This window comes from Streptomyces sp. NPDC049627, from assembly GCF_044465645.1.
In the GTDB taxonomy this organism is placed as follows: Bacteria; Actinomycetota; Actinomycetes; order Streptomycetales; family Streptomycetaceae; genus Streptomyces.
Map to the genome: position 1 here is coordinate 149,133 of NZ_JBITLW010000001.1, position 24,774 is coordinate 173,906.

At 71.9% G+C, this 24,774-nt stretch carries 22 protein-coding genes; 7 read left to right on the forward strand and 15 right to left on the reverse strand.

Annotated features, from left to right (window positions below):
- Nucleotides 1–13 precede the first annotated feature (13 nt).
- From ACIBU0_RS00690 to ACIBU0_RS00700, 3 genes are read right to left on the reverse strand one after another with little or no spacing between them, the layout of a single operon-like run.
- Complete coding sequence (locus tag ACIBU0_RS00690; RefSeq protein WP_398809534.1) at nucleotides 14–1,303, reverse strand: ROK family protein; 1,290 nt, start codon at nucleotides 1,301–1,303, stop codon at nucleotides 14–16.
- 56 nt (nucleotides 1,304–1,359) lie between these two features.
- Complete coding sequence (locus tag ACIBU0_RS00695) at nucleotides 1,360–2,340, reverse strand: phosphotransferase family protein (protein ID WP_398809536.1); 981 nt, start codon at nucleotides 2,338–2,340, stop codon at nucleotides 1,360–1,362.
- A 22-nt stretch (nucleotides 2,341–2,362) separates the two neighbouring features.
- Nucleotides 2,363–5,536, reverse strand: a complete 3,174-nt coding sequence (locus ACIBU0_RS00700; RefSeq protein WP_398809539.1) for a cytochrome P450 — start codon at nucleotides 5,534–5,536, stop codon at nucleotides 2,363–2,365.
- Nucleotides 5,537–5,725: 189 nt separating this feature from the next.
- Here ACIBU0_RS00700 and ACIBU0_RS00705 point away from each other — a divergent pair, with 189 nt between their 5' ends.
- On the forward strand, nucleotides 5,726–6,322 hold the full coding sequence (locus ACIBU0_RS00705; RefSeq protein ID WP_398811697.1) for a PAS domain-containing protein: 597 nt from the start codon (nucleotides 5,726–5,728) through the stop codon (nucleotides 6,320–6,322).
- A gap of 189 nt (nucleotides 6,323–6,511) precedes the next feature.
- On the opposite strand, the gene ACIBU0_RS00710 is transcribed toward ACIBU0_RS00705, so the two are convergent.
- Entirely contained in the window at nucleotides 6,512–7,435 is a 924-nt protein-coding gene (locus ACIBU0_RS00710) for a DUF3626 domain-containing protein (RefSeq protein WP_398809542.1), read from the reverse strand.
- Between the two features lie 86 nt (nucleotides 7,436–7,521).
- On the opposite strand from ACIBU0_RS00710, the gene ACIBU0_RS00715 reads away from it, so the two are divergent.
- Entirely contained in the window at nucleotides 7,522–8,016 is a 495-nt protein-coding gene (locus ACIBU0_RS00715; protein ID WP_398809544.1) for an FBP domain-containing protein, read from the forward strand.
- Between the two features lie 4 nt (nucleotides 8,017–8,020).
- Here the strand turns inward: ACIBU0_RS00715 and ACIBU0_RS00720 are convergent, their stop codons facing one another.
- The gene (locus ACIBU0_RS00720) at nucleotides 8,021–9,352 is read right to left on the reverse strand and encodes an erythromycin esterase family protein (protein WP_398809547.1); all 1,332 of its coding nucleotides are present in this window, start codon (nucleotides 9,350–9,352) and stop codon (nucleotides 8,021–8,023) included.
- Between the two features lie 268 nt (nucleotides 9,353–9,620).
- Between ACIBU0_RS00720 and ACIBU0_RS00725 the strand changes: the two genes are divergently transcribed.
- The 3 genes from ACIBU0_RS00725 to ACIBU0_RS00735 all read left to right on the forward strand — a co-directional run bounded on the left by ACIBU0_RS00725 (nucleotide 9,621) and on the right by ACIBU0_RS00735 (nucleotide 13,338).
- A complete protein-coding gene (locus ACIBU0_RS00725; protein WP_398809550.1) occupies nucleotides 9,621–10,874 on the forward strand; it encodes an FUSC family protein in 1,254 nt (417 codons plus the stop codon).
- 46 nt (nucleotides 10,875–10,920) lie between these two features.
- Nucleotides 10,921–11,982, forward strand: coding sequence for a hypothetical protein (locus tag ACIBU0_RS00730; protein WP_398809553.1), 1,062 nt, complete (start codon nucleotides 10,921–10,923; stop codon nucleotides 11,980–11,982).
- Nucleotides 11,983–12,117: 135 nt separating this feature from the next.
- Complete coding sequence (locus tag ACIBU0_RS00735; protein WP_398809556.1) at nucleotides 12,118–13,338, forward strand: lactonase family protein; 1,221 nt, start codon at nucleotides 12,118–12,120, stop codon at nucleotides 13,336–13,338.
- On the opposite strand, the gene ACIBU0_RS00740 is transcribed toward ACIBU0_RS00735, so the two are convergent.
- Nucleotides 13,306–14,031 (reverse strand): DUF2470 domain-containing protein, encoded by a 726-nt coding sequence (locus ACIBU0_RS00740; RefSeq protein WP_398809557.1) that lies wholly within the window; start codon nucleotides 14,029–14,031, stop codon nucleotides 13,306–13,308. The genes ACIBU0_RS00735 and ACIBU0_RS00740 overlap by 33 nt on opposite strands.
- A gap of 125 nt (nucleotides 14,032–14,156) precedes the next feature.
- On the reverse strand, nucleotides 14,157–14,765 hold the full coding sequence (locus ACIBU0_RS00745) for a TetR/AcrR family transcriptional regulator (RefSeq protein WP_398809560.1): 609 nt from the start codon (nucleotides 14,763–14,765) through the stop codon (nucleotides 14,157–14,159).
- A gap of 107 nt (nucleotides 14,766–14,872) precedes the next feature.
- On the opposite strand from ACIBU0_RS00745, the gene ACIBU0_RS00750 reads away from it, so the two are divergent.
- Entirely contained in the window at nucleotides 14,873–16,396 is a 1,524-nt protein-coding gene (locus ACIBU0_RS00750; RefSeq protein ID WP_398809562.1) for a cytochrome P450, read from the forward strand.
- On the opposite strand, the gene ACIBU0_RS00755 is transcribed toward ACIBU0_RS00750, so the two are convergent.
- On the reverse strand, nucleotides 16,358–17,188 hold the full coding sequence (locus ACIBU0_RS00755; protein WP_398809565.1) for a pentapeptide repeat-containing protein: 831 nt from the start codon (nucleotides 17,186–17,188) through the stop codon (nucleotides 16,358–16,360). The two genes, ACIBU0_RS00750 and ACIBU0_RS00755, sit on opposite strands and share 39 nt — an antisense overlap.
- A 168-nt stretch (nucleotides 17,189–17,356) precedes the next feature.
- Between ACIBU0_RS00755 and ACIBU0_RS00760 the strand changes: the two genes are divergently transcribed.
- Nucleotides 17,357–17,557, forward strand: coding sequence for a DUF5999 family protein (locus tag ACIBU0_RS00760; RefSeq protein WP_398809567.1), 201 nt, complete (start codon nucleotides 17,357–17,359; stop codon nucleotides 17,555–17,557).
- Nucleotide 17,558: 1 nt separating this feature from the next.
- Here the strand turns inward: ACIBU0_RS00760 and sigJ are convergent, their stop codons facing one another.
- From sigJ to rhaS, 7 genes are all read right to left on the reverse strand, one after another.
- Nucleotides 17,559–18,452 (reverse strand): RNA polymerase sigma factor SigJ, encoded by an 894-nt coding sequence (sigJ, locus tag ACIBU0_RS00765; RefSeq protein WP_398809569.1) that lies wholly within the window; start codon nucleotides 18,450–18,452, stop codon nucleotides 17,559–17,561.
- Nucleotides 18,453–18,485: 33 nt separating this feature from the next.
- The gene (locus ACIBU0_RS00770) at nucleotides 18,486–19,229 is read right to left on the reverse strand and encodes a PIG-L deacetylase family protein (protein WP_398809572.1); all 744 of its coding nucleotides are present in this window, start codon (nucleotides 19,227–19,229) and stop codon (nucleotides 18,486–18,488) included.
- Between the two features lie 28 nt (nucleotides 19,230–19,257).
- Nucleotides 19,258–20,559, reverse strand: coding sequence for an alpha/beta fold hydrolase (locus ACIBU0_RS00775; protein ID WP_398811700.1), 1,302 nt, complete (start codon nucleotides 20,557–20,559; stop codon nucleotides 19,258–19,260).
- Between the two features lie 101 nt (nucleotides 20,560–20,660).
- Nucleotides 20,661–21,686: a LacI family DNA-binding transcriptional regulator gene (locus ACIBU0_RS00780; RefSeq protein WP_398809575.1), complete on the reverse strand. Its 1,026-nt coding sequence runs from the start codon at nucleotides 21,684–21,686 to the stop codon at nucleotides 20,661–20,663.
- Between the two features lie 87 nt (nucleotides 21,687–21,773).
- The gene (locus tag ACIBU0_RS00785; RefSeq protein ID WP_398809578.1) at nucleotides 21,774–23,204 is read right to left on the reverse strand and encodes a BNR repeat-containing protein; all 1,431 of its coding nucleotides are present in this window, start codon (nucleotides 23,202–23,204) and stop codon (nucleotides 21,774–21,776) included.
- A 50-nt stretch (nucleotides 23,205–23,254) separates the two neighbouring features.
- Nucleotides 23,255–23,575: an L-rhamnose mutarotase gene (locus ACIBU0_RS00790; protein ID WP_398809581.1), complete on the reverse strand. Its 321-nt coding sequence runs from the start codon at nucleotides 23,573–23,575 to the stop codon at nucleotides 23,255–23,257.
- Between the two features lie 17 nt (nucleotides 23,576–23,592).
- Nucleotides 23,593–24,675, reverse strand: a complete 1,083-nt coding sequence (gene rhaS / locus ACIBU0_RS00795; protein ID WP_398809583.1) for a rhamnose ABC transporter substrate-binding protein — start codon at nucleotides 24,673–24,675, stop codon at nucleotides 23,593–23,595.
- Nucleotides 24,676–24,774 lie beyond the last annotated feature (99 nt).

A 24,774-nucleotide genomic window follows, 5' to 3' on the forward strand; every position in this document is an offset into this window, starting at 1 on the left:
CACCGGCGAAACCTCAGGGCGCCACCCGCTCCGCCAGTGCCGTGCGCCAGGCCGGCGCCGGGTCCCCGGGTCCCGGTTCGGCGCGGCGGCCGCCGCAGGCGAAGAAGTCGTTGAGCGGCAGGACCGCGGCGCCGACGGTGACGGCGTCGGGGCCGAGCCTGCCCAGCTCGACGGTGACCTTCCCGGCCGGGTGCCGCAGGGCGTACGAGGCCGCGTGACGGCGTACGTCGGGCAGGAACCGGGCGCCGAGCTGGAGACCCGCCCAGCCGCCGATCAGGATGCGCTCGGGCTGGAAGAGGTTGATCAGGTCGGACAGCCCCGCGCCGACGTACTCGGCCGTCTCCTCCAGTACGGCGAGCGCCGCCGGGTCGGCCGCCCCGCCCTCGGCCGGATACGCGCCGGCCAGCATCACCGCGAGCGCGGTCTCCTCGTCGGCGCCCTCCGGCACGCTCCCGCCCTCCTCGCGCCAGCGTTCCAGCAGGGCCTCCGCGCCCGCGTAGGCCTCCAGGCAGCCGAGCGCCCCGCACCGGCAACGGCGCCCCCTGACCCGTACCGTCAGATGCCCCCACTCGACGGCCCGCCCCTGCTCCACGTCCGGGGTGACCAGACAGGCGCCGACGCCGGAGCCGAAGAGTACGACGACCGCGCTGCCGGCGCCGCGTCCGCCGCCGAACCACATCTCGGCCTGGCCCAGGGTCTTGGCACCGTTGTCGATGAAGTACGGGACGGTGTCCGGGAGCGGGGAGCCGTCGCGCAGGAGCCGCTCCAGCGGTACCGCGTCCCAGCCGATCGTCTGCCCGTGCACCACGGCACCGTCCTGCGGCGGGTGCTCGACGATGCCGGGGACGCCGATACCGACGCCGAGGAGCCGCTCGGGCCCGATGCCGGCGCCCGTGAGCACCTCGGCGATGCCGTCGCGCACATGGCCGACGATGCCGTCCACCTCGTACCGCTGCTGTTCCAGGGGCCGTTCGGCATGGGCGAGTTCGTTGAGGGTCAGGTCGAACAGCCCGATCCGCACCCGGGTCTCCCCGACGTCGACGCCGATCATGTGGCCGCTGCCGGGAACCACTCGCAGCAGGATGCGCGGGCGGCCGCCGTCGGAGTCGACGCTGCCGGCCTCCTCGACCAGCCCGTCGGCGATCAGCTCGGCGACGACATTGCTGACGGAACCGGAGCTCAGCCCGGTCGCCGGGCCGAGTTCGAAGCGGCTGAGGGGGCCGTCGAAGTAGAGGCGCCGCAATACGGCCGTACGGTTGCCCCGCCTGAGGTCCCGTACCGTGCGCCCGTTCCGCCCCGCCATGTGGCTCCCTTCGGACCCGTCCCGTTCCCCACCTGTTCGAACGCCCCCATTGTGGACTACGACGTGAGTTCCTCTACCTCGGCCAGCGCTGCGACGAGTTCCGGCGCGACCCTCGCCTGGACCCAGCGTTCCGTGTCGACGTCGGCCGCTCGTGGGACCGTCTCGGTGAGCATGATCAGGTAGAGGTAGGCACGGTAGAGGGCCAGCCGCAGGCGGGCCGGGACGTCGAACTCTGTCCGGCCCCCCGCCTCCCGGTAGCCCGCTAGGAACGCCTCGTCCTTCCTGATGTCCCCGAGCAGCGCGAGGGAGACGAAGTCGGCGAGGGGATCGCCCCAGAACATCCGCTCGCCGTCGATGAGCCCACCGATGCGGGGCTCCTGCTCGGCCGTGCGGTCCAGCAGGATGTTCCCGTCCCACAGGTCGAAGTGGACCAGTGCGGGGACCGTGACCTCGTCGAGCGCGGGGTAGGCGGGCCGGAGCATGCGGGCCACCTGGTCGGCCGAGCGGGGCAGCCGGGCGTCGTAGTCCCGGGCGTCGTCCAGGACGGCCTCGATCATGGCGGTGAACGCGGTCCGCCAGTCGGTCGCGAGCGGGCCGAGGGCGCCCGAGGGGTAGCCGAAGCCGGGCCCGGTCACCGTGTGCAGACGGGCCACCTGACGGCCCAGCTCCCGGCGCAGCGGGGCCCTGTCGGTTTCGGGGAGCGAGCCGTTCCAGGGCTCACCGGGGCAGGCCGTCATCAGCAGATGCGGTACGACGCCCTTCTCGTCGAGGGCCACGACGCGCGGGGCCTGGACACCGGCCCCGGCGGCCCCGCGGTAGAACTCCGCCTCGGAGGTCAGCAGGCCGCGCTCGTAGCGCAGGCCGGGGACGGTGGACGCGGGCGGGACCTTGAGGATGTAGCGACTGCCGTCGATGAGGAGGAGTTCCTCGACGGTGTTGTACGTGCCGCCGCTCAGGGGCCGGACCCCGGCGAGCAGGCCGGGGTCGAGGCGCGCACCCTTCAGTACGCGCCGAGCCCAGTTCCAGGAGTCCGTCAACGCCCCGCCCCGTTCTCGCGTGTCAGCCCGCGGCGTACACGTCCTCCACGTAACGCCCGTCGCGCACCAGTCCGTCCAGCCACTGCTCGGCCGCCGCCTCACCGGCGTCCGGCGTGCGGTCCCGGAACAGGGTACGGAACGCTTCCCGCACGCCGGGTGCCATTTTCGAGCCGTCGCCGCAGACGTACACCCGGGCGCCCGCTTCGAGCAGCTCCCAGACCTCGTCGGATTCGGCGGCGATGCGGTGCTGGACGAAGGCCACGCCGTTCTGCGGGGCGGCGCTGAAGGCCGGGCGGAGCGAGACCGCGCCGGCGGCGTCGGCGGCGTGCAGTTCCCCGGCGTGCAGGAAGTCGGCGTCGGGGGCGTCGCAGCCGAAGTAGCAGAGCGCGGGGGCGAGTTCGGCGCCGGACGCGAGGGCCGCCGTACGGTCGGCTATCGCCCCGCGGAAGGGGGCGAGACCGGTGCCCGCCGCGACCATGACGACCGGTGCGGAGCCGTCGATCCGGAAGGCCTCCCGGCACGGCTGGACGCGGGCGTACACCGTGTCGCCGGGCTGGACCGTGGTGAGGTACCCGGATCCCGTGCCCCGGTGGGTGCCCCTGCCCGAGCGTGCGGGGGCCTGGAGCAGGGACACCATGAGGTCCGCGTGGCCCGGGTCGGCTGCGGGCGACGAGGAGATGGAGTAGTGGCGGGGGCGCAGCGGGGTGAGGAGGTCGAGGAGCGTCGGCCAGTCCAGAGCGCCGCGCAGGGCCGGGAAGTCCTCGATCACCTCGACCAGGGTGCGCGGGTCGTCGGTCAGGTTCGCCAGCGCCGTGCGCTCGGGCGGGCACGGGTTGGCGGCGGCGAGGGCGGAGAGCTGGGTGGCACTCGGGCGCTCCTGCAACTCGACGTGGTACCTGAGGAGTTGACGCACCGTCAAGGGGCGGTCCACCGCGAGGCCGTCGCGGCGTGGGCGGGTGGCGCGGATGTCCAGGACGGTGTCGAGGTCTACGCCGAGCGCGGCGGCGGCGCGGTCGACGAGGTCCGGGGCGTTGACGGGCAGGACCGTGAGGTGGTCGGCGGTGCGGTAGGTGACGCCGTCGGGCAGGGCGACGCGGACGAAACGCTTGCGGCGGGCGTGGCCGGGGGCGGTGAGGTCGTGGGCCTCGGTGACCTTCATGGGGACGAGGCCGTGCCGTTCGGCGAGGGCGTCCAGCGGACCGCCGGTCAGGGTGCGCACCTCGTACGCAGCCGCCGGGGCGTCGCCGGGGGCGGTTGCCTCCGGGTCGCCGTACCGCTCCAGCAGCGCGGTGCGGAGCCTGGCCGTGAAGTCCCGTACCGCGCCGGTCAGATCGCCGGAGGCGTCGGCGGCGGCGCGGTCGACGAGGCGGGTGGCGCCGAGCGCGGCGAGGCGGTCGTCGAAGCGGGTCGGGACGTGCTGGTAGGTGGCGGCCCAGTTGCGGTCGCCGACGCCGAGGACGGCGTAGGTGACGTCCGTGGCGTCGGACGCCTCGTCGAGCCAGGTGGCGAAGGCGGTGGCGTCGTCGGTGGGGCGGCCGTTGTAGGAGGCGGCGGTGATCACGACCGGGCGGTCGGCGGGCAGGCTGCCGGCGTAGTCGTCGAGAGGCGCGACCTGTGTCGTGCAGCCGAGGGCGGCGGCCTCGTCGGCGAGCTGGGCGGCGAAGTCGCGGCAGGTGCCGTAGTTGCTGCCGTGCAGGAACAGGGCGGCGGTGCCGGGGCGGACGCGGGCGGGAAGGGTGGCTGTGTCGGCCACGGCCTCCGGGGTCGCGGGGGCGGCGCCGGGCAGCGGAGTGTGCAGGCGGTCGGCGGGGGTGCGCGGCGTCAGGGTCAGGGTGAAGCCGTCGGGCTTGAGGGTGAGGGTCTCCTTGACCGTCAGGCGGTAGTCGGCGTGGTCGTGCAGCCGGTAGCGGTGGACCAGCATCGCCAGCAGCATGGTCGCCTCGTGCAGCGCGAACTGCCGCCCGATACAGGCGCGTTCACCGGTGCCGAACGGCTTGAAGGCGTGCACCGGGCGTGCCGCCTCGGCCTCGGGCGTGAAGCGGGACGGGTCGAACAGCTCGGGGTTGTCGCCCCACACCGGCTGCCGGTGCAGCATCGGCGCGAGCACGGTGACGGACTGCCCCGCGCGCAGCGGGATGCGGCCGCCCAGCAGCGTGTCCCGAAGGGCGTGGCGGCTGAAGGCGGCGGCCGTGGGCCACAGCCTCAGCGCCTCGTTGAGGACCTGGCGCGTGTACGTCAGCCTGCCGATCTCGTCGTACGCCGGCTCGGGGTCGGCCTGGTCGCCCCACAGTGCGTCCACCTCCCGCTGGACCAGCCGGAGCGCGGTCGGGTGCTTCGCGAGGTAGTACAGCGCGAAGGACATCGCGCCGGAGGTCGTCTCGTGCCCGGCGATCAGGAAGGTGATGACCTGGTTGCGGATGTTGGCGGCGTCGAGGGTGCCGCCGTACCGCGGGTGCTCGGCGGTGAGCATCAGGCCGAGCAGGTCCTCGGCATCGCGCTGGTCGGTGCCGGCGCGGGCGGCGATGACGTCGTCGACGACCTGGGCGAGATAGGCGGCGTCGTCCCGGAATGCCGCGTCGGCCGCGGAGTAGTCCCGGCCCGGGACGCGGGCCAGGCGGTTCATGCTCCACTCCAGGCAGCGGACCATCGACTCGACGAAGGGATGCGGCTCGGCGCGCTCGAAGGAGCCGAAGTCGTAGCCGAATCCGGCGAGTCCGATGGTGTCGAGGGTCATGCGGGTCATGTCGTCGGGGACGTTCACCGGCTGCCCGGCGCGGGCGTCGCGGTCCCAGGAGGCGATGAGCCGACGGGCCACCTTCAGCATCACGGGGTGGTAGGTGCGCATCGACCCGAGCGCGAAGGCCGGCATGAGGATGTCGTGCGCCTTGGCCCAGTTCGGCTCGTCGTTGTACGCCGTGAACAGGCCGTCGGCGGCGAACTCCCGGACGTTCTCCAGGGCGGGCCCGACATGCTTGGCGAACCGCTTCTCGTCGGCGAGGTCGGCCACCAGGTCCGGATCGGCGGTGAACAGCGCGTCCCGTCCGTGCAGCCGCCGCACGAGCACCGGCCCGTGCGCCCGCATCAGCTCCATGATCTGCTGGATCGGGGTGCGGCCCGGGCCGGCGGCGGTGATGTCCACGACGGGGACGCCGGGGAGGGTGTCGGTGGTCTGCGGGTGCGGCGCGGTGGGGGGCATGGCGCGACAACTGCCTTTCGCGGTACGGGAGTACTGCGCTCCAGCGTGGTCGACGGTCCCCGGTCGCCCGAGCCGCCGCACTACATGATTGTGTAGTGCAGGGGTATGCGGCGCTCTTGCGTCGAGTGAGCGGAGGTGCCCGTGGACCTGTCTCGTCCGGAGGCCGTGGTGTGGCGCAACCGCGCCCTGATGGTCTTCGACCGGGTACCGGTGCCGATCGCGGTCTGCGATGTGTACGGCGCGGTCCAGCTGGCCAATCCGGCGATGGGGGCCGAGTGCGGTACGACCCCGGGTGGGCTGCGGGGCCGGGATGTGCTGGAGCTGTTCCGGCCGCAGGAGGCGACGCAGGTGGAGCGGATCGTGGAGGCGCTGCGGCTCAGACACCGCTCGCGGTACCAGGTGTCGGTGCGCTGGGAGGCGCCCGGCGGTGCGGAGCGGTACGGGGAACTGACTGCGGACCCGGTGAGTGACACCGTGGAGCAGACGCCGGCGCTGCTGGTGATGCTCCGGGTCCTGGGTGAGCGCGAGGCGCACTCGCCCAGGCCCGTGCGGGTGACCCCGGCCGAAGCCCGCATCCTGGCGCTGCTCGCCGGCGGCGCCACCACCGCGCGGGCCGCGCGGGAGACCGGGCTCACGGTGGACGGCGTGAACTACCACCTGCGGCGCCTGTCGGCGCGGTGGGGCGCGGCGAACCGTACGGAACTGGTCGCGCGCGCCTATGCGCTGGGCGTGCTCGCCCCCGGCGTATGGCCACCGACTCCGGCCACGTCGGACGAGCCGGAATAGGCCGCGCCCGCCCCCTCGGGGGCACCGAAGCGGGCGAGCGTGTGCCACACCGCTTCAGGCCCTGAAGTCCATACCGGCCCGCGCACGCCGCGACCCCGATGACACGCGGATCGATGCGACCGCGCTCGGCGATCCGGGCGCCCAGGTCGGCGTACTCCTGGCCGCGATAGTCCACGCGGCGCCGCAGCCCTATCCGCTGGGCGTGCCCGCCCCCGGCGTATGGCCACCGACACCCGCCGCCTCGGACGAACCGCAATAGGCCGTGCCCGCCCCCACAGGGGCACCGAAGCGGGCCAGGGTGTGCCACACCATCTTCAGGTCCTGGAGTTCATACCGGCCCGCACACGCGGCGTCCCCGATGACACGCGGGTCGATGCGGCCGTGCTCGGCGATCCGGGTGCCCAGGTCGGCGTACTCCTGGCCGCGGTAGTCCGCGTGGCGGTGCAGTTGGGGGACGGTGAGCCGGTAGCCGGGGTGCCACTCGACGGGGCAGGGCAGCAGGCGGGCCGCGGTCTCGACCGGTGTGCCGCGGTAACAGGCGTCGAGGACGACGGCCTCCACGTCGCTGGCGAGGTCGACCCCGCCGTGGACCTGGGCCTCGATGTAGTCGTTGAGGGCGTCCTGCTCGTCGGATTCGGCGAGCGCGACGAGGTGCATGCCGGCCGCGACTCCGAAGTCGGTCGGCTCCGCGGCGCTGTCGGGATAGCAGAAGGTGGCGCGGGCGAGTGCGGCGCCGGTCAGCCGGAGGTGCGAGGAGCCGAACCGGGGGGCCGCACCGACCACTTGGCGCCGGAAGTTCAGCGCGCCGTACACGGGACGCTCATGCGGGGCCGCGTCGTCGTACACCCCGCCGAAGATCCGGCTCTCCCAGCGCCAGCGGTCGCCGCCGGGGTGGGCGGTGAGGCCGCCGTTGCTGGTGCCCGTGACGAACTGCGAATGGTACGTGCCGTCCTCGGCCAGCGCGCGCAGGATCGGAACGCCCCGGATGAATCGGTCGGGGTGGAAGTTGAGGGTGATGCGTACGTCGGGATCGAGCGCCGGCCCTGTGGAGGAAGCCGCGACATGCCGCAGTGCCGCCCCGGCCCGAGGTGACCCGCCATCGCCGAAATTCACTGGCTTCCCCTCTCCAGGCTTCCTACCCTAGGCGAAAACCTAGAGGCCCTAGGTTTTCGCCGATCCACTCCGCAGGAGACTCACCCATGAGGTCACTCACCGAGCAGGACATCCGCAACTCTTTCATCAACTGCTCGAAAGGCGAGGCCAAGCGCCTGTCCCTGCCCCGCGATCTCGCCGAACGCCCTTGGGACGACTTGGACTTCCTCGGCTGGCGGGATCCGGGGGCGCCCGACCGCAGCTATCTCGTCACCGAACGGGAAGGGCGGCCGGTCGGCGTCACCCTGCGCTTCCCGTCCTCGCAGCGCAGCCTCCTGCGCTACAGCATGTGCTCGCTGTGCCTGACGTCCCATCCGCGCGGCGGTGTCTCCCTGATGACGGCCCGCAAGGCGGGCCCTGCGGGCCGTGACGGCAACTCGGTCGGCCTGTACATGTGCACCGACCTCGCCTGCTCCCTCTACCTCCGCGGCAAGAAGACCCCGGAGGCGGGCCCGCGGATCGAGGAGAGCCTGACGCTGGAGGAGCAGATCGCGCGGACGCGGGGGAATCTGACGGCGTTCCTGGACCAGCTGTACGCCTGACCGGTCAGCGGTCCCGCAGCCGGGCCGCCTCCACCCGGTGCAGATGGATCAGGACGTCGTGGCTCCGGGCGAGGGCGATGCCGTGCTCCGGCTCCGGGTACTGCGTGCCGATGCTGCGGGTCGGCCTCGCCTCCCTCAGCCAGGGGCGGGCCGGTGACGGCACGGTCCGCAGGTCGACGGCGTAGTCACGGGGGCGTGCTCGGTCGAGCGTCTCCTCGTTGTAGCCGTCGGCCGCCGGCCCCAGGGTGAACTCCCGCACGTTCCCGTCGGGTGCGGTGGCGTTGAACGAACCGCGGTAGAAGGTGAGGCCGACGCTGACGTACGCGTCACCGAGCCGGTCGCGCAGGAAGGCACCCTGCATCTTCGGGTAGTGGGCGGGGTCGTCCGGGACATAGGCGACGTGTGCGTTGTGCGCCGACAGCAGGACCTTGGTGCCGGTGCGCTCCGCCCACCAGGCCACGTTGTCGGCCATGATCGAGTCGCGGTAGCGCATGGCGGCCCTGATCTCCTGCTCGTCCTCGAAGTCGAAGGCATAGCCACGGGCGGTCTGGTCGATCGCCGTGGCGTGCTGGACCGCCCACTCGTACGCCTCCCGGTCGGCGCCCGGATGCTGTTGCCGCAACAGCGTCAACACTTCGCCGGTCCGGGCCGCCATCAGCTTGCGTTCCGCGTAGGGCTTCTCCATGTACTGGTCCATGTACACGCCCGTCGCCACGGTGGGCCGCAGCCCCCGGTACAGCTCGGTGAAGCGGGCCAGGAGACGGGGGTGCGTCCGAGCCACGTAGTCCGTGACCTTGTCGTACAGCTCGGGGCCGGCCCAGGCGAAGTCGTCGCCCATGAACTGCACCGGGTCGTGCGGATGCTGCCGGTTGTAGGCGCGCATCCATTCCACGAGCCGCAGATAGTCGGTGTTGTTCCACCACAGGTAGTCCCGCTGGAACTCCTCGCGCATGATGCGCCGGGGATCGCCCTTGCCGTGCAGCACGTAGTCGTTGAGGCGCAGGCCGGTGCTCCAGGGTGCCTCGAGGGCGAAGGTGCGGAAGCCCTTGTTCTCGACGAGATGGCGGAACACGCGGTCCTTGAGGGCGAAGAACTCGTGCGAGCTGTGGGTGGCCTCCCCCAGGCCGACGACCCGTGCATCCGCGATCATCCGGTCCAGGGGGCGCAGATCGCGGGTGTCGCCGCCCGGCTCGGCGGTGCGCAGAGGATGGGCGGCGTGGTCGAGCGCCTCGGCGACCGTGGGGGATGCCGGTGCCGCCGTGGCCGGGATGCCGGTCGTCAGGGCGGCGAGGATGATGAGCAGGGTCAGTGATAATCCGGTCCGATGCCGTTTCATGATCCAAGGCTTGCCGCTCCAAGCCGGTGGGGGCCATACGGCGGTCCCCCCCTCTCCGGGTGGACACAACCAGAAGGTGACGGCGGGGGTTTTCCGGAACCGCGCGCGCCCGATCGGCCGCCCGCCCCGCCTCGCGCGGGTGTCGACCATCACCACTCCGGCCCCTTGCCGTACTCCGGCCTTTGCGATCACTCTGGGGGCCTTGCGGACGGTTACCGTCCGCAACAACTGTGTGTGGGAAGCATCTGTGAAAGGGAACAGCCCAGGGATGCGAGAGGTACGTGAGGAATCGGCGTTCCAGGAGCGGCTCGGGAGGCTGCTCCGGGACCCCGTGGTGGTCCAGGCGCTGCGGTCGGCGGCCGCGGCGACGATCGCGTACGTCATCGCGCTGCGCGTGAGTCCGGAGGCCGCGCCGCTGACCGCGCCCCTGACCGCGCTGCTGGTCGTGCAGGTCACCCTGTACGCCACGCTCACCAACGGCATCCGCCGCGTGAACTCCGTGGTGGCCGGCGTCCTCGTCGCCATCGCCTTCAGCCTGATCGTCGGCCTCACCTGGTGGAGCCTCGCGCTGCTGATCGTGGCCTCGTTGGCGGTCGGGCATCTGGTGCGGGTCGACGAGTACGTGCCCGAGGTGGCGATCAGCGCGATGCTGGTCCTCGGCGTCACCACCATCGGCGACACGGCGTGGTCACGGGTGCTGGAGACGCTGATCGGCGCGATGGTCGGGCTCGGCTTCAATCTGCTGCTCGCGCCGCCGGTGTGGGTGGAGGAGGCCGGCGAGTCGATGGACGGACTGGCTCGCCGACTGCGGCAGTTGATGCTGCGCATCGGCGAGGAGGCCGCCGGCCGGCAACCGTTCGAGCAGGCCGCGGCCCGGCTGCACGAGGCGCGCCGGCTCGACCACGACATCGTCGAGGTGGACGCGGCACTGCGGCAGGCCGAGGACAGCCTGCGGCTCAACCCGCGCGTGCGCGACAGTCTGCTGCACCGGGTCGTGCTGCGTACCGGGCTGGACACGCTGGAGATCTGCACGGTGGTCCTGCGGGTGCTCGCGCGCACCCTCACCGACCTGGCGAAGGAGCGTGAGCCCGAACCGCTGTTCGCCAAGGAGACCGGTGTGGTCGTGGAGCAGCTGCTGTCCGAGATCGCCGACGCGGTGGTCAGCTTCGCGGTGCTGGTCACCACGCACGTCAGCAGCAACGCCGACGCGGCGGAGTCCCGGCTGTCCGCCGAGTTGCGCACGGCGGCGGGCACCCGCGACAAGCTCGCCCTGCTGCTGCGCGAGGAGGCCGAGCGCGAGACGCAGCACTGGCAGCTGCTCGGCGCGGTCCTCACCGAGGTGAACCGCATCCTGGACGAGCTCGACACCGAACACCGCTCGCGGCGACTGCTGGAGGAACTGGACCGCGTGTCGGGTGAGCAGCGGGCCAAGATGCCGCGCCTGAACCGCCTGCGCGAGCGCATGGGAGTTCAGGAGAAGCTGTGGCGGAACCGCACCGGGATCGGCGGGCGTTCTTGGTGAAGGAACGCCGGGACGGGGCCGGCGCCGGATGCGAGGGGGCGGGCCGATGGCCGACGACAAGACCGTGCGGATCGACGGAAACACGCTGCGGCTGCCGGGCGGTGTGGCGGTGCGGTTCATCCGCACGCTGCGGCTGCCCGAGAAGGGCACGCATCCGCTGCCCCCGGGGCTCGGCGAGTTCCCGGTCCGCCGAGTGGCGGACTACGCGGACACCGTCCCCGAGGCGTGGCGGGCGCGCGGCGGTGTGATGCTCCCGGTGTATCTGCGCGAGGCGATGTGGCTGAGCTTCGGCGGTACGACCGAACCGGCCGCCCTGCAGGTCGGGGTGGGCAAGGTGTGCGCGGTCTCGGGGAAGCCGTGGAGCGACCGGCTCACCCGCAAGCCGCAGAACTATGTCGTGCTGCCCCGTCAGCCCTGGCTGGACGGCATCAACTCCGGCAAGGGCACCGTCCGCCAGTTCGTGGCGGTGCCGCTGGGACTGGGCGCGACCGTCGAGGGGCAGGTCACCGGCGAGGAGGTCTGGGGCGGCGTACAACTGCAGTCCTTCGCGCTGAAGGAGCCCCAGCTGGCGAAGTGGCGTGAGGAGGAGCGGCGCCGGGCGGAGCAGGCGCGGGCGATGCCGCAGTTCGGCGGCTACGGAGCCGCCCTGCCGATGGCCGCGCCGCCCGCGCCCGGTTCGGTCCCGGCGCCCGCGGCCGCTCCGGCGGGCGGGCCGCGCCGGGCCGCCGCCGCGATGGGGCTGGGCGTCGGCGGTTCGATGCGTCAGGAGGTCTACGAGGACGACCGCCCGCTGTCGGACTGGGCCGACCACCCCGGCGGCCGGGTCTTCGTCCACCTCGTGACGCCTCCGGAGTGGCGCCGCATCACCGGCGAGGCTCCCCCGCCGTCGCCGGTGGACCGGGCCGCGTACACGCGCGCGGGGCTGCCGTGGTTCGACTACTACGACGAGGACGCCGAGGATCTCGCCCCCACGGACACGCTGGAGGCGGTGAAGCCGGTCGGCGACTGGCTCGGCGACGACCACGAGCCCTGGCAGGCGCCTTCGCCGGACCAGGTGAAGCCGCTGAAGGACGCGCAGGGCAAGCCGGTGGAGGACGGGGACTGGTAGCGGTCCGGAGCGCCCACACAAGACCCCCCTGTCGTTGCACTGCATGCAACGCTTGTTGCTGTTCTTGCGCTCGGCGGTGATCCACGCCAAGGTGGCTGTCGCTACCGCGACGACCGACGACCTGAGGTGTGGGACATGGGCAGTGGTGGGCTGAGCAGGCGCCGATTCGTCGGAACCCTCGCCGGAACGGCCGCCGGGGCAGGCCTCCCGGCGGCCACGGCGTGCGACGACGCGCCCGCTCCCGCGGACACGGCCGACACCGCGGCCCCCGAGGCGACCGCCCCCGCGACCCGTCCGAGCGCCCAGACCGAGAGCCGCGAGCCGTCCGGCCCGCGCCCGCTCTACCTCGGCACCTACACCTCCGTCGAGGGCGGCGGCACGGGCATCGGTCTCGCCGCGTACGACCCGGCCACGGGCCGCATCACCGGCAGCGGGACGATCAAGGGCGTCGGCGACCCGTCGTACCTGGCCCTGCACCCGAACGGCCGGACCCTGTACGCGGTCGACGAGCGCGAGGACGGCGCCGTGACCGCCGTGCGCCTCGCGGATCGAAAGATCCTGGGGAGCCGCAGCACCGGCGGCGCCGCGCCGTGCCATCTGTCGGTGCATCCGAGCGGACGTTGGCTGCTGAGCGCCAACTACGGCACCGGCAGCGTGGCCGTGCACCCGATCGACGCCTCGGGCGCGCTCGGCGAGCGCACCGACCTGGTCACGCACTCCAGCCCCTCCCCCGGGCCGGGACAGGAGGGCCCGCACGCCCACCAGTTCGTCACGAGCCCCGACGGCGGCCACGTCCTCGCCGTCGACCTGGGGACGGACACGGTGTACACCTACCGCCTCGACCAGAAGGCCGGCACGCTCACCGAGGTGGCACGGGCGCAGGCCGAGCCGGGTGCGGGGCCGCGCCATCTCACCTTCCACCCGGGCGGCCGGTACGCGTATCTGGCCAACGAGGTCGACGACACCGTCGCGGTCTGCTCGTACGATCCCGGCACGGGCCGGCTCGGCATCGGCGAGGAGCAGTCCACGGGCACGGGCTCGGGCACGAGCTATCCGGCGCAGATCGTGGTGACGCCGCACGGCCGTTACGCCTATCTCGCCAACCGGGGCCACAACAGCCTCGCGCGTTATGCGGTGGAGTCGGACGGCGCCCGGCTGCGGCTGCTCGGCACGGTGCCGGTGTCCGGGGACTTCCCGCGGCAGATCGCCCTCTCACCGGACGGCACGCTGCTGTTCGCGGCGAACCAGCGCTCCAGCACGGTCAGCGTCTTCCACGTCGACGCGGACAGCGGTGAACTGCGGCTCGCGGGCGAGCCGTTCGCGTCACCCGTCGCCGTCTGCGCGCTGCCGCTGTAGGGCGCGCGGGCAGGACGCGGCACTGGCCTGGGCGAGCAGGACGTGCATGCGTTCGGTGAGCTGTCCGACGTCGTCGGCGGGCCGGTGGAACGGCAGGCGTACGTCGGCCTGAGCGCGGGCGCGCTCGATGCGCAGCGTCAGTCCGTGCCGGTCGACGGCGAGGGGCTGGACGCGGACGGCGCCGTGCAGGCTGTCGGAGCCGATGAGGCGGGTGAGCCGCTCGACGGCGTCCGGGTGGCAGTCGGCGAGGTGGGTGAGCAGCCGGGCCTCGGCGGTGACCAGCGGGTCTGGCGTGGCGGCGGCGAACTCGTCGAGGTCGACGACCACGGCTCCGGCCGGCTGCCGCAGCACGGCGCGCGTGGCCCGGAAGGCGAGTTTGCCCTCTTCGGAGGTGAACCAGCCGGACAGCCAGAGCCGGGCGCGGATCCGTCCCCGTACGGGTACGGGGGCGACGTCGGCGAACTCCAGGACGGCGGACGGCTCTCCGCGGGGCGCGCAGATCGCCGCCGTGACGAGCACGCTGTCCTCCGGCACATCCAGCAGGATGCGTCCGTCCTCGGTCACGGTGTGCGCGCCGACCAGCTCCTCGCGGCAGCCCTCCGCGGTCACCGCGACGGACCACGCGGCGGCGAGCACCGACCGGGCCCGTTCCGCCGCGGACGGCGCGGCCGCCCAGGTGTGACTGTCACCCATCCCGAACCTCCTTAGGTAAGCCTCACCTAACCTATCGAAGATCGGGCTGCACGCCAACCAGCCCTGTCGAGGCTGCGCGATCTCTTTGCGGGCTCAAGAGGATCAGGCGGGCGCTCAGGAGGCCATCAGGGTGCGATGACGCCCAACAGCGCGCGGGCACACAGGTCGCGCACCTGCTCACGGGAGAGGTCCGAGCCCCTCAGCCACTCCAGGCAGACGGCGGTCGTGAACGCCAGCCAGCCCCGGACGGCGAGCCGGACATCGGGCCGCTCCTCGAAGACCGGGCCGAACTCGGGGTCCGCCGCCATCGCCGCCAGGATCTGCCGCTCCTGTGCGGCCAGGGCGCGCTGGTAGACCTTGCGCACGGCCTGATCACCGGCCGCGTCGGCGCGATGGAAGGCGCGGTAGCCGTGGGCGTGGGCCCGGACGTACTCCAGATACGTGTCGAGACCCGCGGAGAGCTGCTCGCGCACCGGCACTCCGGGCACGGCGGCCGTCATCCGCAGCATGCGCTCGCTCTCCCGCTCGACGACGGCCGCGAAGAAGTCCCGCTTGGTCGGGAAGTAGTGATAGAGCAGCCCGCGCGAGACACCGGCGATCTCGGCGACCTGCTCGATCCACACGTCGTCGTACGGACTCTCCGAGAACAGCCGCACCCCGACCGAGAGGAGCTGCTCACGGCGCTCCTCGGTACTGAGCCGGCGGCGTGTGCGCTCGCCCTGGTTCGCGGCCATGTCCGCACTTTACTTGACGTGGATTCAACAGCGGGATCAGACTGAGCGCGTTATTGAACCCACGTACAACTAGCTCAATCTGCCGCTGGATCAAGGGAGATCGCGCGATGGCGGAGACGACGACCGGGAACGGACTGCCGAAGGGGTTCCGCAGCGCCGAACAGGGCTGGCCGGAGCTGCACCGCATACCCCATCCCCCGCACCGGCTCCCCCTGCTCGGCGATGTGCTCGGCGCCAGTCGGCGCACGCCCCTGCAGGACTCCCTGCGCTACGCCCGGGAACTGGGGCCGATCTTCCGGCGCAGGGCGTTCAACAGGGAGTTCGTGTTCGTGTGGGGTGCCGCACTGGCGGGCGACATGGCGGACGAGGCGCGCTTCGCCAAGCATGTCGGGCTCGGCATAGCCAACCTGCGGCCGGTCGTCGGGGACGGCCTGTTCACCGCGTACAACCACGAGCCGAACTGGCAGTTGGCGCACGACGTGCTGGCCCCGGGGTTCAGCCGGGAGGCCATGGCGGGCTACCACCCGATGATGCTGGCCGTGACCGGCCGGCTCATGGACCACTGGGACCGCGCGGTGGCGGCGGGCCGTGCGGTGGACGTGCCCGGCGACATGACCAAACTGACCCTGGAGACCATCGCGCGTACCGGGTTCGGCCATGACTTCGGCTCCTTCGAGCGCGCCCGTCCGCATCCCTTCGTGACGGCGATGGTCGGCACGCTCACCTACGCGCAGCGGCTCAACACCGTGCCGGCGCCGTTCCTGCTACGGCGTGCCGGGCGGCGCAACGCGACCGACATCGCGTACCTCAACCGCACGGTCGACGACCTGGTCCGTGCCCGCACGGCGAAGGGGCCGGGCGACGGGGATCTGCTGGACCGGATGCTGGAGACGGCCCATCCGGAGACGGGCGAGCGGCTCTCCCCGCAGAACGTCCGCCGACAGGTGATCACCTTCCTGGTGGCCGGTCATGAGACCACCTCGGGCGCACTCTCCTTCGCCCTGCACTACCTCTCCCGGCACCCGGACGTCGCGGCGCGCGCCCGCGCCGAGGTGGACCGCGTCTGGGGCGACACGGCGGTGCCCGCCTACGACCAGGTGGCGCGGCTCAGGTATGTGCGCCGGATCCTCGACGAGTCCCTGCGGCTGTGGCCGACGGCGCCCGCCTTCGCCCGGGAGGCCCGCGAGGACACCGTGCTCGGCGGGCTCCATCCGATGCGGCGGGGCGCCTGGGCGCTGGTGCTCACGGCGATGCTGCACCGCGATCCCGAGGTCTGGGGCGCGGACGCCGAGCGGTTCGATCCGGACCGCTTCGAGCCGGGGGCCGTACGGTCGCGTCCGCCGCACACCTTCAAGCCGTTCGGGACGGGAGCGCGGGCGTGCATCGGGCGGCAGTTCGCGCTGCACGAGGCCACGCTGGTGCTGGGTCTGCTGCTGCGCCGGTACGAGTTCAGGGGCGACCCGGCCTACCGGCTGCGGGTGACGGAGCGGCTGACGCTGATGCCGGAGGGGTTGCGGCTGCGGCTGGAGCGGCGGGCGGCCGTCCCGGCGTCTGCGGCGCCGGTTGCGTCCGGCGCCGACGAGGACGTCCCGTCAGAGCTCCGCTGTCCAGTGCACCGGGCGGCTGACTGAGGCGGGCAGCCGGGTGCCCGCGCTGCCCCGGGCCGCGTTCACCTGGGGCTGGGTCAGGAAGAAGGCGCCGGTCAGATCGGCGTCCGTGAGGTCGGTGTCGCGCAGGTCGGCGCCGATGAGGTCCGCCCCGCGCAGGTCGGCGCCGGTCAGGTCGGCGGCGATGAGGTAGGCGCCGCGCAGGTTCGCGCCGCGCAGGTCGGCACCCTTGAGGCGGGCGCCCATCAGGTCCGCGCCGCGCCGGTCCTTCTTGCGGCCGCGTACGCCCGCCCGCGCCAGTTCGCTGGTCCTCAGCAGGAGTGCGTTGACCTCCTGCCGGTGAGCGGCCACGTCCAGCGCGCCGAGCTCCTCGGGCGTCCGGCGGGTGAGCTCCTCGGTCGTCTCCCGGAGCGTGCGCAGCTCGGCGTGGAGGGGTCGGGCGGCGGGCAGGGTGAGCGCCTCGGTCAGGTACCAGAGCAGTTCGTGGAGCCGGCGGACGACCGGGAAGACGTCGAACATCTGCCGGGCGTGTGCGCGGGAGCCGGTGCGCCAGTCCTGGCCGGCGAAGGTGACCTGCGAGACCTTCTGCCCGGCGCCGAAGCAGTCGTAGACCGTGCAGCCGGTGAAGCCCTGTTGCCGGAGCCGGGCGTGGATGCCGCAGCGGTGGTCGTCCCGGAGGTTGCGGCAGGGCGTCCCGGCGTCCTTGTCGACGGCGAAGTCCGCCGAGGCGGCGAAGGGCAGCGCGACACAGCACAGTCCGAAGCAGTTCGCGCAGTCTCCGCGCAGGTGGGTGAGGTCGCCGGGGTGATCTTGCATGCCACCAAGCCTAATGTGCGCCCCGGAACGAAACCTCACCGACGAGTTTCCGCCGCTGTGGGGGTCCTCTCATCCAACGGAAAACAACCTCGGCTACCACTGGATACGAGCCGACGGAAACAGGAGCAGCGCCCGACGAGGAAACCGCGAAGACCGAGGAGAGAGATCATGTGCAGCCACCAGCCCGCGTGCCCCACCGCCGACAGCCCGGACCATCACACCGCCGTCATCGTGTCGGCCCATCCCGAACAGGGCTGGAGCCTGCTGTGCAACGGCACCATCGTCTTCGACGACACCGGTGAACTGCTGCCGGACGGGCGGGTCGTGGACCCGCACCGCACCGTCGGCACGCTCGCCGTGGCCGCCTGACTCAGCCGTCGAGCGCCGGTAGATCGAGGCGGGCCAGCCGCTCGGGGTCGGCCAGGATGTACATCTCGGTGATCCGGCCGTCGGCGATGGTGACGCCCATGACCGACAGCGGCTGTCCGTCCTGGACGCCGACGACGCCGACCTCCCCGTTGACCAGCGCGAACCGTGCGTACTGCGCGAACTGCCGGAACAGCATGGCCTGTTCGGCCACCGGCTTCGCGCCGCGCACCAGCTTGGACACCGCCGCACCGCCGACCAGCGGCCCGGAGTCGGCCCGCAGCACCACGTCGGGGTCGAGGACGGCGAGGAGCGCCTCGAAGTCGCCCGCGCGGGCGGCCGCCATGAAGGCGTCGAGGACCTGGCGTTGTCTGCCGCGGTCGGGTTCGGTGGTCGGCGTGGCGCCCTTCACCCGGCGCCGGGCGCGGCTGGCCAGCTGACGCGTCGCGGCCGAACCGCGTTCCACGATCGGGGCGATGTCGTCGAACGGCACCGCGAACATGTCGTGCAGCACGAACGCGATCCGCTCGGCGGGCTCCAGCGTCTCCAGCACCACCAGCAGGGCCAGGCCCACCGAGTCGGCCTGGAGCACTTCCTGTTCCGGGTCGATCGTCGACAGCGGGCGGATCACGGGATCCGGGACGAACGTGTCGTCCAGCGGCTCCTCGTGGCGTCGCGTGCGCGAGCGCAGCAGGTCCAGACAGACCCGGCCGACCACGGTGGTCAGCCAGCCGCCCAGGTTCTCGATGTCGTCCGCGTCGCTGCGGCTCAGCTTCAGCCAGGCCTCCTGGACGGCGTCCTCCGCCTCCGCCAGTGAGCCGAGCATGCGGTAGGCGACGGCCTTGAGATGGCCGCGGTGCTCCTCGAAGCGGTCCGCCAGCAGATCCGTGTCGTTCACATTCCCCCCGTTGCGTCCTTCGCTGAAGCAGGTCTACCGGCTGAACAGTTCGAAGGCCACGGCCGGCTTCCCGCCGAACCGCTCCCCCGTCGCCTGCGCGTTCGAGGTGAGGAAGCCGTGGGCGTACGTCTCAGGGTCCTCGTCCGTCAGCACCTCGATGTAGGTGCGGTGTTCGAGCAGTGACCGCACCGCCCGCTCCAGCCCCGCCGTCGCGTCGACCGCGTGCGTGGGCGTGCTGGATCCGGCGACGGCGACCCAGCGGACGCCGTTCCACGGCTCAAGGCCCTGCGCGGCGAGTTCCGGGAAGATCCAGCGGTTGCCCGCGTCCCCGGCCGCGTCGAGCGTGGCACGGCCGACCGCCACATGGTCCGGGGTGTTCCAGGCGACGCCGCCCCAGGTGTCCCGGTGGTTCAGCGTGATCACCAGTTCGGGCCGGTGCCGGCGGATGGCGGCGGCGATGTCGCGGCGCAGGGCGGTGCCGTACTCGATCACGCCGTCCTGGTGGTCGAGGAACTCCACCGCCGAGACGCCGACGACGGCCGCACTGGCCCGCTGCTCACGCTCGCGCAGCGGACCGCACTGCGCGGGCTCCAGCGTGTCGATGCCGGCCTCGCCCCGCGTGGCCAGGACGTACGTCACCTCGCGTCCGGCGTCGGTCCAGGCGGCGATCGCCGCCGAGCAGCCGTACTCGAGATCGTCCGGGTGCGCGACGACGGCGAGCGCACGCTGCCAGTCCTCGGGCATGGGCTTCAGCTGAGTGATCGTCGGCTCGGTCATGCCCGCACCCTAACGTGTGACGCCGACATCACGCTTCGTCACGGGTGAGCGCGAGCAGCCGATCCAGGACACGGGGGCCGCCGGCCCGTACGCCGTCGTGCTCGAACTCGTCGGTGACCCAGGTGCGCAGGCCCTGGACGGCGCGGGCGGTGGCGAGGGAGTGGGCGGTGTCGACGTACATGTCGTCGTGGTAGACGGCCGCGGCGACCGGCACCTCGTTGGCGGCCAGGCGCGCGGAGTCGTAGAGGGGCTTCCAGTCGGTGCGGGCGGCGAGGAGGCCGGCGGTCTCGCGCAGGGGGCGCAGGGCCGGGTCGCAGTCGAACATCCAGGGGTGGATGGTCTCGCCGGTGAACAGCAGCGGTCCGTCGCCCGCGAGGGTCTTGGCCGCGTCGAACTGCGGGAACTCGGCGCGGACGCGCTCGGCGGACCAGGCGGTGGGGCGGGTGTCCTGGCCGTAGATCGCCTCGTGGACGAGGGCGTACAGCGGGTGGCTCGCGTAGGACAGCAGGCCCTGCGCCTGCTCCTGGAACTCGTCGGAGAGTTCCAGGCCGTGCGGGGTGCGGACGAAGGCGTGTTCCAGGAGGTAGTGCAGGCGGTGGCTGCCCTCGCTGCCGCCGAGGACGATGCCGAGGGACTGGAAGGCCTCGGCGGTGAGGCGGTAGCCGTTCGGCAGGACCACGTCGTGCGCGAGGAGGTGGTCGGCGATACGGCGGGCGCGCTCGACGTCCTGCGGGTAGCGGGCGTAGTGCGCGGCGACCTTGCGCTCGATGCGCGGGTAGGCCGCGCGGTAGACGTCGTCGGCGTGCGCGTCGAGGGAGGGCAGGCCGCCGGTGATGACGGCGGCGGTCAGGCCCTCGGGGGCGGTGGAGAGGTAGGTGACCGTGCAGAAGCCGCCGAAGCTCTGGCCGAGGACGGTCCAGGGGGCGCCGCCGGTCACCTCGCGGCGGATCGCCTCGCAGTCGCGGACGATCGAGTCGGCACGGAAGTGGGTGAGGTAGTCGGCCTGTGCGGCGGGGCCGCCGCGCAGCGGGAGCGTCTGGCGGTTGGCGGGGGTGGAGTGGCCGGTGCCGCGCTGGTCCAGGAGCAGGACGCGGAACTCCTTCAGCGCGCGGCCGAGCCAGGCGCCCCTGCCGACGAAGCGGTTCGCGCCGAAGCCGGGGCCGCCCTGGAGGTAGAGCAGCCACGGCAGGTCCTGGTGCGCCTTGTCGCTCGCGACGACCTCACGGGCGTAGAGCTCGATCGTCTCGCCCTTCGGGGCGTCGTGATCGAGGGGCACGGTGAAGTGGCGGTCGGTGAGGACGACGCCTGGCTGGCGGTAGCTGACGGTCAACAGGGCTCCCGGGACGAAGGGCTTGCGGGCCGCGTCCCAGTTCAGCACATGGTCGTCCGGTATCCGACCCCTTGGATCATGAAATCCTACTGAACCTCGGATCAGCGGGCCGACAGGCTGGACCGCCGCACCACCAGCTCGGGCTGGAGTACGACACGCCGGTGCTCGTGCTGCTTCGCCCCGGTCTCCTCCTCCGTCTCCTCCAGCAGCATCTCCGCGGCGAGGGTGCCCATGGTGACCGCGGGCTGCCGTACGGAGGTCAGGGGGACGGCCGCGGCGGCCGCGAACTCGATGTCGTCGTAGCCGACGATCGCCAGGTCGTCGGGGACGCCGACGCCCGCGGCGTACATGGCCTGCAGTACGCCGAGGGCGAGCAGGTCGTTGGCGCAGAAGACGGCGGTGGGGCGCTCGGCGAGACCGAGCAGTCGGGCGCCGGCGTCCCGGCCCGCGGCGACGTCGAGCCGTTCGGTGGGCAGCTCCCGCAGGCGCTCGGGGCCGAGGCCGGCCTCCTCCAGCGCCTTCAGGGCGCCCGTGCGGCGGTCGCGTACCTGGTTGAGGCCGGGCGGGCCGCTGACATACGCGATGGAGCGGTGCCCGGCGTCGACGAGATGCCGTACGGCGAGTGCGCCGCCCGCGACGTCGTCGACGGAGACCGAGCACTCGGTGGTGCCCTCGGCGACCCGGTCGACGAGGACGAAGGGGATGTTGTGCCGCCGGAACGTCTCGATGTTGCGGCCGGTGGCGTCGGCGGGGGTCAGCAGGACGCCCCGCACCCGCTGCTCGGCGAAGAGCGACAGATAGTCGGCCTCCTCGCTCGCGCTCTGCGCGCTGTTGCAGACCATCACGCCGAGCCCGGCCTCACGCGCGGCCCGCTCGGCGCCGCGCGCCACGTCGACGAAGAAGGGATTGCCCATGTCGAGGACGAGCAGCCCCATGATCCGGCTGCGGCCCGCGCGCAGCTGGCGCGCGGACTCGCTGCGGACATAGCCCAGCCGGTCTATCGCGGACTGCACGCGCGCCCGGGTCTCGGTCGCGACCGTGTCCGGACGGTTGATGACGTTCGAGACCGTGCCGACGGAGACTCCGGCGGCGCGGGCGACGTCCTTGATACCCACCGACTGGGTCATCGGACAGAGACCTCCAGGAAGACGTGTACGACGTGGGGCGGCGGGAAGGCCTTCACATTACCGTCAAGCCGCCCACAACGGCTGCGATCAGGCAGGCAGGCGGAAGTTGAGGTTACGCAGCGCCGAGGGCGTGGTTCCGCTGGACTTCTCCTGGTACATGATCGACAGGAAGTTGTCCTGTCCGATACGCGTCTCGTCGATGACGACTTCACCGAAGGCGTTCAGCCCGGCGGCGACGCCGTCGTACAGCATGGTCCAGTCCGTGTACCCGGAGGCCTTGGAGGCTCCGGCGATCCGGCAGAACGGGAAGACCGCGTACGCGTTGTCGTACTTGTCCAGGATCAGCTTGGTGCGCTGGCTGGAGTTCAGCGGGACCGGGATCTCGGTCTTCTGCCAGGTGCCCGAGGAGTTCTTGCGGACGTGGAAGGCGCGGCCGTTGGCGGTGCGGTCGGCGACGTAATTGGTCGTGCACTGGCCGAAACGGCCGGGCACGTAGCTGATGATCGCGTGCGGCAGGCCGGCGGAGTCGGTGAACTGGCTCTCCTGGTTCATCAGGGAGTGGTCCGGGTTGAGCGGGTCGATCACCAGCCCGCTGTCGGTGACGGCGACCTTGTCGGAGCCGCCCGTGGTGCCGACGACGGTGCCCGCGTTGTTGCGCCAGGTGCGGCCGCGGTCGTCGGAGTAGACGTAGCCGGTGTCGTGGTTGGTGATGCCGCCGGACGAGCACATCACGGCGCCGTTCTGCTCACGCCAGGTGAAGAAGGAGTGCAGCCGGCCGTTCCTGTCGTAGTCGATGCCGTGCAGGTACATGTTGCGGGCCGTGGAGGAGCCGTGCTCGCTGGTGTACGTGCCGGTGGAGCTGGACCACTCGCCGAGGTCGGTCCAGGTCGAACCGTCGTACTCGGCGAGGGCGTTGCGGCCGTTGCCGGAGACGGCGACCCGATAGCTGAGCTGCAGCTTGCCCTCGGGGGTCGAGATGAACTGCGGGTAGGTGAACTGCGAGGTGAGAACGAGCCCGTCCAGGGTGGACCGGGGTGCGCCGAAGCGGCTCGCGGTCCAGCTCAGGCCGGCCGGGTTGTCCATGAGACCGGCGACCGACTTGACATAGGTGAAGCCGTCGCTGTGCGAGTCCATGTTGAGGTGGAGGCGGCCGTCGACCTTGGAGATCCCCATCGAGATGACGTTGTGGGAGTCGTCGTAGCGGAGCGTGTGGCCGACCTTGACCGTGGACCAGGTGCTGGAGCCGAGAACGCGGCGGCCCACGACGGCGTTGCGGTCGGCGGTGTACCAGACGGCGTACTGGTAGCCCTTGTAGGTCAGCAGGCCGTTCTTCTGGAAGGAGTTGTTGTTGACCAGGCCGTCGTACGACACGAAGTAGACGGCCTGTGCGTCGAGGGTGGTCGTGCCGGTCAGAGTGAGGGACGGGCCGGGGTCGGCGGCGCGGGCGGTGCCGGAGGCGAGGGCGGGGGTCATGACGGCTCCAGCGAGGGCAGCGCCCAGCAGCGTGCGTCTCTTCATCTCGGGGACTCCATTGTCGGCGAGGAGCGGGGGAAGGGTGGTGCACGGGGTCAGGCGAGGTGGAACACTTCCGTGAGCGGCTTCATGGCCTCGTCGGGCCGGGCGCCGTCCAGCGACTCGAAGAACGGCGCCATCTCCGCCTGCCAGCGGGCGTTGACGTCGGTGGCTTCCATACCGGCCACGGCGGCGGCGAAATCCTCGGTCTCCAGGTAGCCGACCAGCAGGCCGTCCTCGCGCAGGAAGAGCGAGTAGTTGCGCCACCCGGTGGCCTTCAATGCGTCGAGCATCTCCGGCCACACGGCGGCGTGCCGCTCGCGGTACTCGTCGAGGCGGTCCGCCCTGACCTTCAGCAGGAAGCACACGCGCTGCATCAACAACCCTCCGGATGTCAGAAGTTGTACTGGTCGATGTTCTTGGCGTCGAAGACGGTCGGCTTGCCGAGGCTGATCACGCCGTCCTTGCCGATGGTGAACTCGCCCATGTCGCCGGCCTTGAAGGTCTCGCCCTCCTTGCCGGTGATCTGACCGGAGACCAGCGCGACGGCGGTACGGGCGGCCAGCTCGCCCAGCTTCGCCGGGTCCCACAGCTCGAAGCCCTCGACCGTGCCGTTCTTGACGTACTTGCGCATGTCGTTCGGGGTGCCGAGGCCGGTCAGCTTGACCTTGCCCTTGTACTTGGAGCCCGACAGGTACTGGGCGGCGGCCTTGATGCCGACGGTGGTCGGGGAGATGATCCCCTTCAGGTTCGGGTACTCCTGGAGCAGGCCCTGGGTCTGCTGGAAGGACTTCTGGGCATCGTCGTCACCGTAGGCGACCTTGACGAGCTTGATGTCCTTGTACTTGGGGTCCTCCAGCTCCTTCTTCATGAAGTCGATCCAGACGTTCTGGTTCGTGGCGGTCTGCGCGGCGGACAGGATCGCGATCTCGCCCTTGTAGCCGATCTGCTCGGCGAGCAGCTGCACCTCGGTGCGGCCGAGGTCCTCGGCGGAGGCCTGCGAGACGAAGGCGTTGCGGCAGTCGGCGGTGGTGTCGGAGTCGTAGGTGACGACCTTGATGCCGTTCTTCATGGCCTGCTTGAGCGCGGTGCACAGGGCGCCGGGGTCCTGTGCGGACACGGCCATCGCGTCGACCTGCTGCTGGGTGAGCGTGTTGACGTAGGAGACCTGGCCGGCGGTGTCGGTGGCGCTGGACGGGCCGACCTCCTTGTAGCTGGAGCCCAGCTCCTTCAGGGCCGCCTCGCCGCCCTTGTCGGCGGAGGTGAAGTAGGGGTTGTTGACCTGCTTGGGCAGGAAGCCGACGGTCAGACCCTTCTTCAGCGCGGCGTTCGGGTCGGCCTTGCCGGCGGTGGCGGCGGAGGCGCCCTCGCTCTTGACGTCCTCCTTGGTGGTGCCGCCGCAGGCGGTGAGGGCGAGGGCGAGGGATGTCGCGGCGGCGAGGGCCGCGGAGGCACGGCGGAGGGATGACTTACGCATGACGGGGGTTCCTTTTCACGAAGGTGAGGTGAAGCGCCCCTTCAGGGGCGCGGGGCTGTGTTCGATATGCGGCTCCGCCGCGTGGGCGCGACCAGCCAG

What these genes read in the sequence shown, in the direction of transcription:
- ACIBU0_RS00700 (WP_398809539.1), bottom strand. Translation starts at nt 5,536, where the DNA reads ATGCCCCCCACCGCGCCGCACCCGCAGACCACCGACACCCTCCCCGGC.
- ACIBU0_RS00740 (WP_398809557.1), bottom strand. Translation starts at nt 14,031, where the DNA reads ATGGGTGACAGTCACACCTGGGCGGCCGCGCCGTCCGCGGCGGAACGG.
- ACIBU0_RS00725 (WP_398809550.1), top strand. Translation starts at nt 9,621, where the DNA reads ATGCGAGAGGTACGTGAGGAATCGGCGTTCCAGGAGCGGCTCGGGAGG.
- ACIBU0_RS00770 (WP_398809572.1), bottom strand. Translation starts at nt 19,229, where the DNA reads ATGACCGAGCCGACGATCACTCAGCTGAAGCCCATGCCCGAGGACTGG.
- ACIBU0_RS00690 (WP_398809534.1), bottom strand. Translation starts at nt 1,303, where the DNA reads ATGGCGGGGCGGAACGGGCGCACGGTACGGGACCTCAGGCGGGGCAAC.
- ACIBU0_RS00785 (WP_398809578.1), bottom strand. Translation starts at nt 23,204, where the DNA reads ATGAAGAGACGCACGCTGCTGGGCGCTGCCCTCGCTGGAGCCGTCATG.
- rhaS (WP_398809583.1), bottom strand. Translation starts at nt 24,675, where the DNA reads ATGCGTAAGTCATCCCTCCGCCGTGCCTCCGCGGCCCTCGCCGCCGCG.
- ACIBU0_RS00715 (WP_398809544.1), top strand. Translation starts at nt 7,522, where the DNA reads ATGAGGTCACTCACCGAGCAGGACATCCGCAACTCTTTCATCAACTGC.
- ACIBU0_RS00755 (WP_398809565.1), bottom strand. Translation starts at nt 17,188, where the DNA reads ATGCAAGATCACCCCGGCGACCTCACCCACCTGCGCGGAGACTGCGCG.
- ACIBU0_RS00790 (WP_398809581.1), bottom strand. Translation starts at nt 23,575, where the DNA reads ATGCAGCGCGTGTGCTTCCTGCTGAAGGTCAGGGCGGACCGCCTCGAC.
- ACIBU0_RS00720 (WP_398809547.1), bottom strand. Translation starts at nt 9,352, where the DNA reads ATGAAACGGCATCGGACCGGATTATCACTGACCCTGCTCATCATCCTC.
- ACIBU0_RS00750 (WP_398809562.1), top strand. Translation starts at nt 14,873, where the DNA reads ATGGCGGAGACGACGACCGGGAACGGACTGCCGAAGGGGTTCCGCAGC.
- ACIBU0_RS00745 (WP_398809560.1), bottom strand. Translation starts at nt 14,765, where the DNA reads ATGGCCGCGAACCAGGGCGAGCGCACACGCCGCCGGCTCAGTACCGAG.
- ACIBU0_RS00705 (WP_398811697.1), top strand. Translation starts at nt 5,726, where the DNA reads ATGGTCTTCGACCGGGTACCGGTGCCGATCGCGGTCTGCGATGTGTAC.
- ACIBU0_RS00730 (WP_398809553.1), top strand. Translation starts at nt 10,921, where the DNA reads ATGGCCGACGACAAGACCGTGCGGATCGACGGAAACACGCTGCGGCTG.
- ACIBU0_RS00735 (WP_398809556.1), top strand. Translation starts at nt 12,118, where the DNA reads ATGGGCAGTGGTGGGCTGAGCAGGCGCCGATTCGTCGGAACCCTCGCC.
- ACIBU0_RS00760 (WP_398809567.1), top strand. Translation starts at nt 17,357, where the DNA reads ATGTGCAGCCACCAGCCCGCGTGCCCCACCGCCGACAGCCCGGACCAT.
- ACIBU0_RS00780 (WP_398809575.1), bottom strand. Translation starts at nt 21,686, where the DNA reads ATGACCCAGTCGGTGGGTATCAAGGACGTCGCCCGCGCCGCCGGAGTC.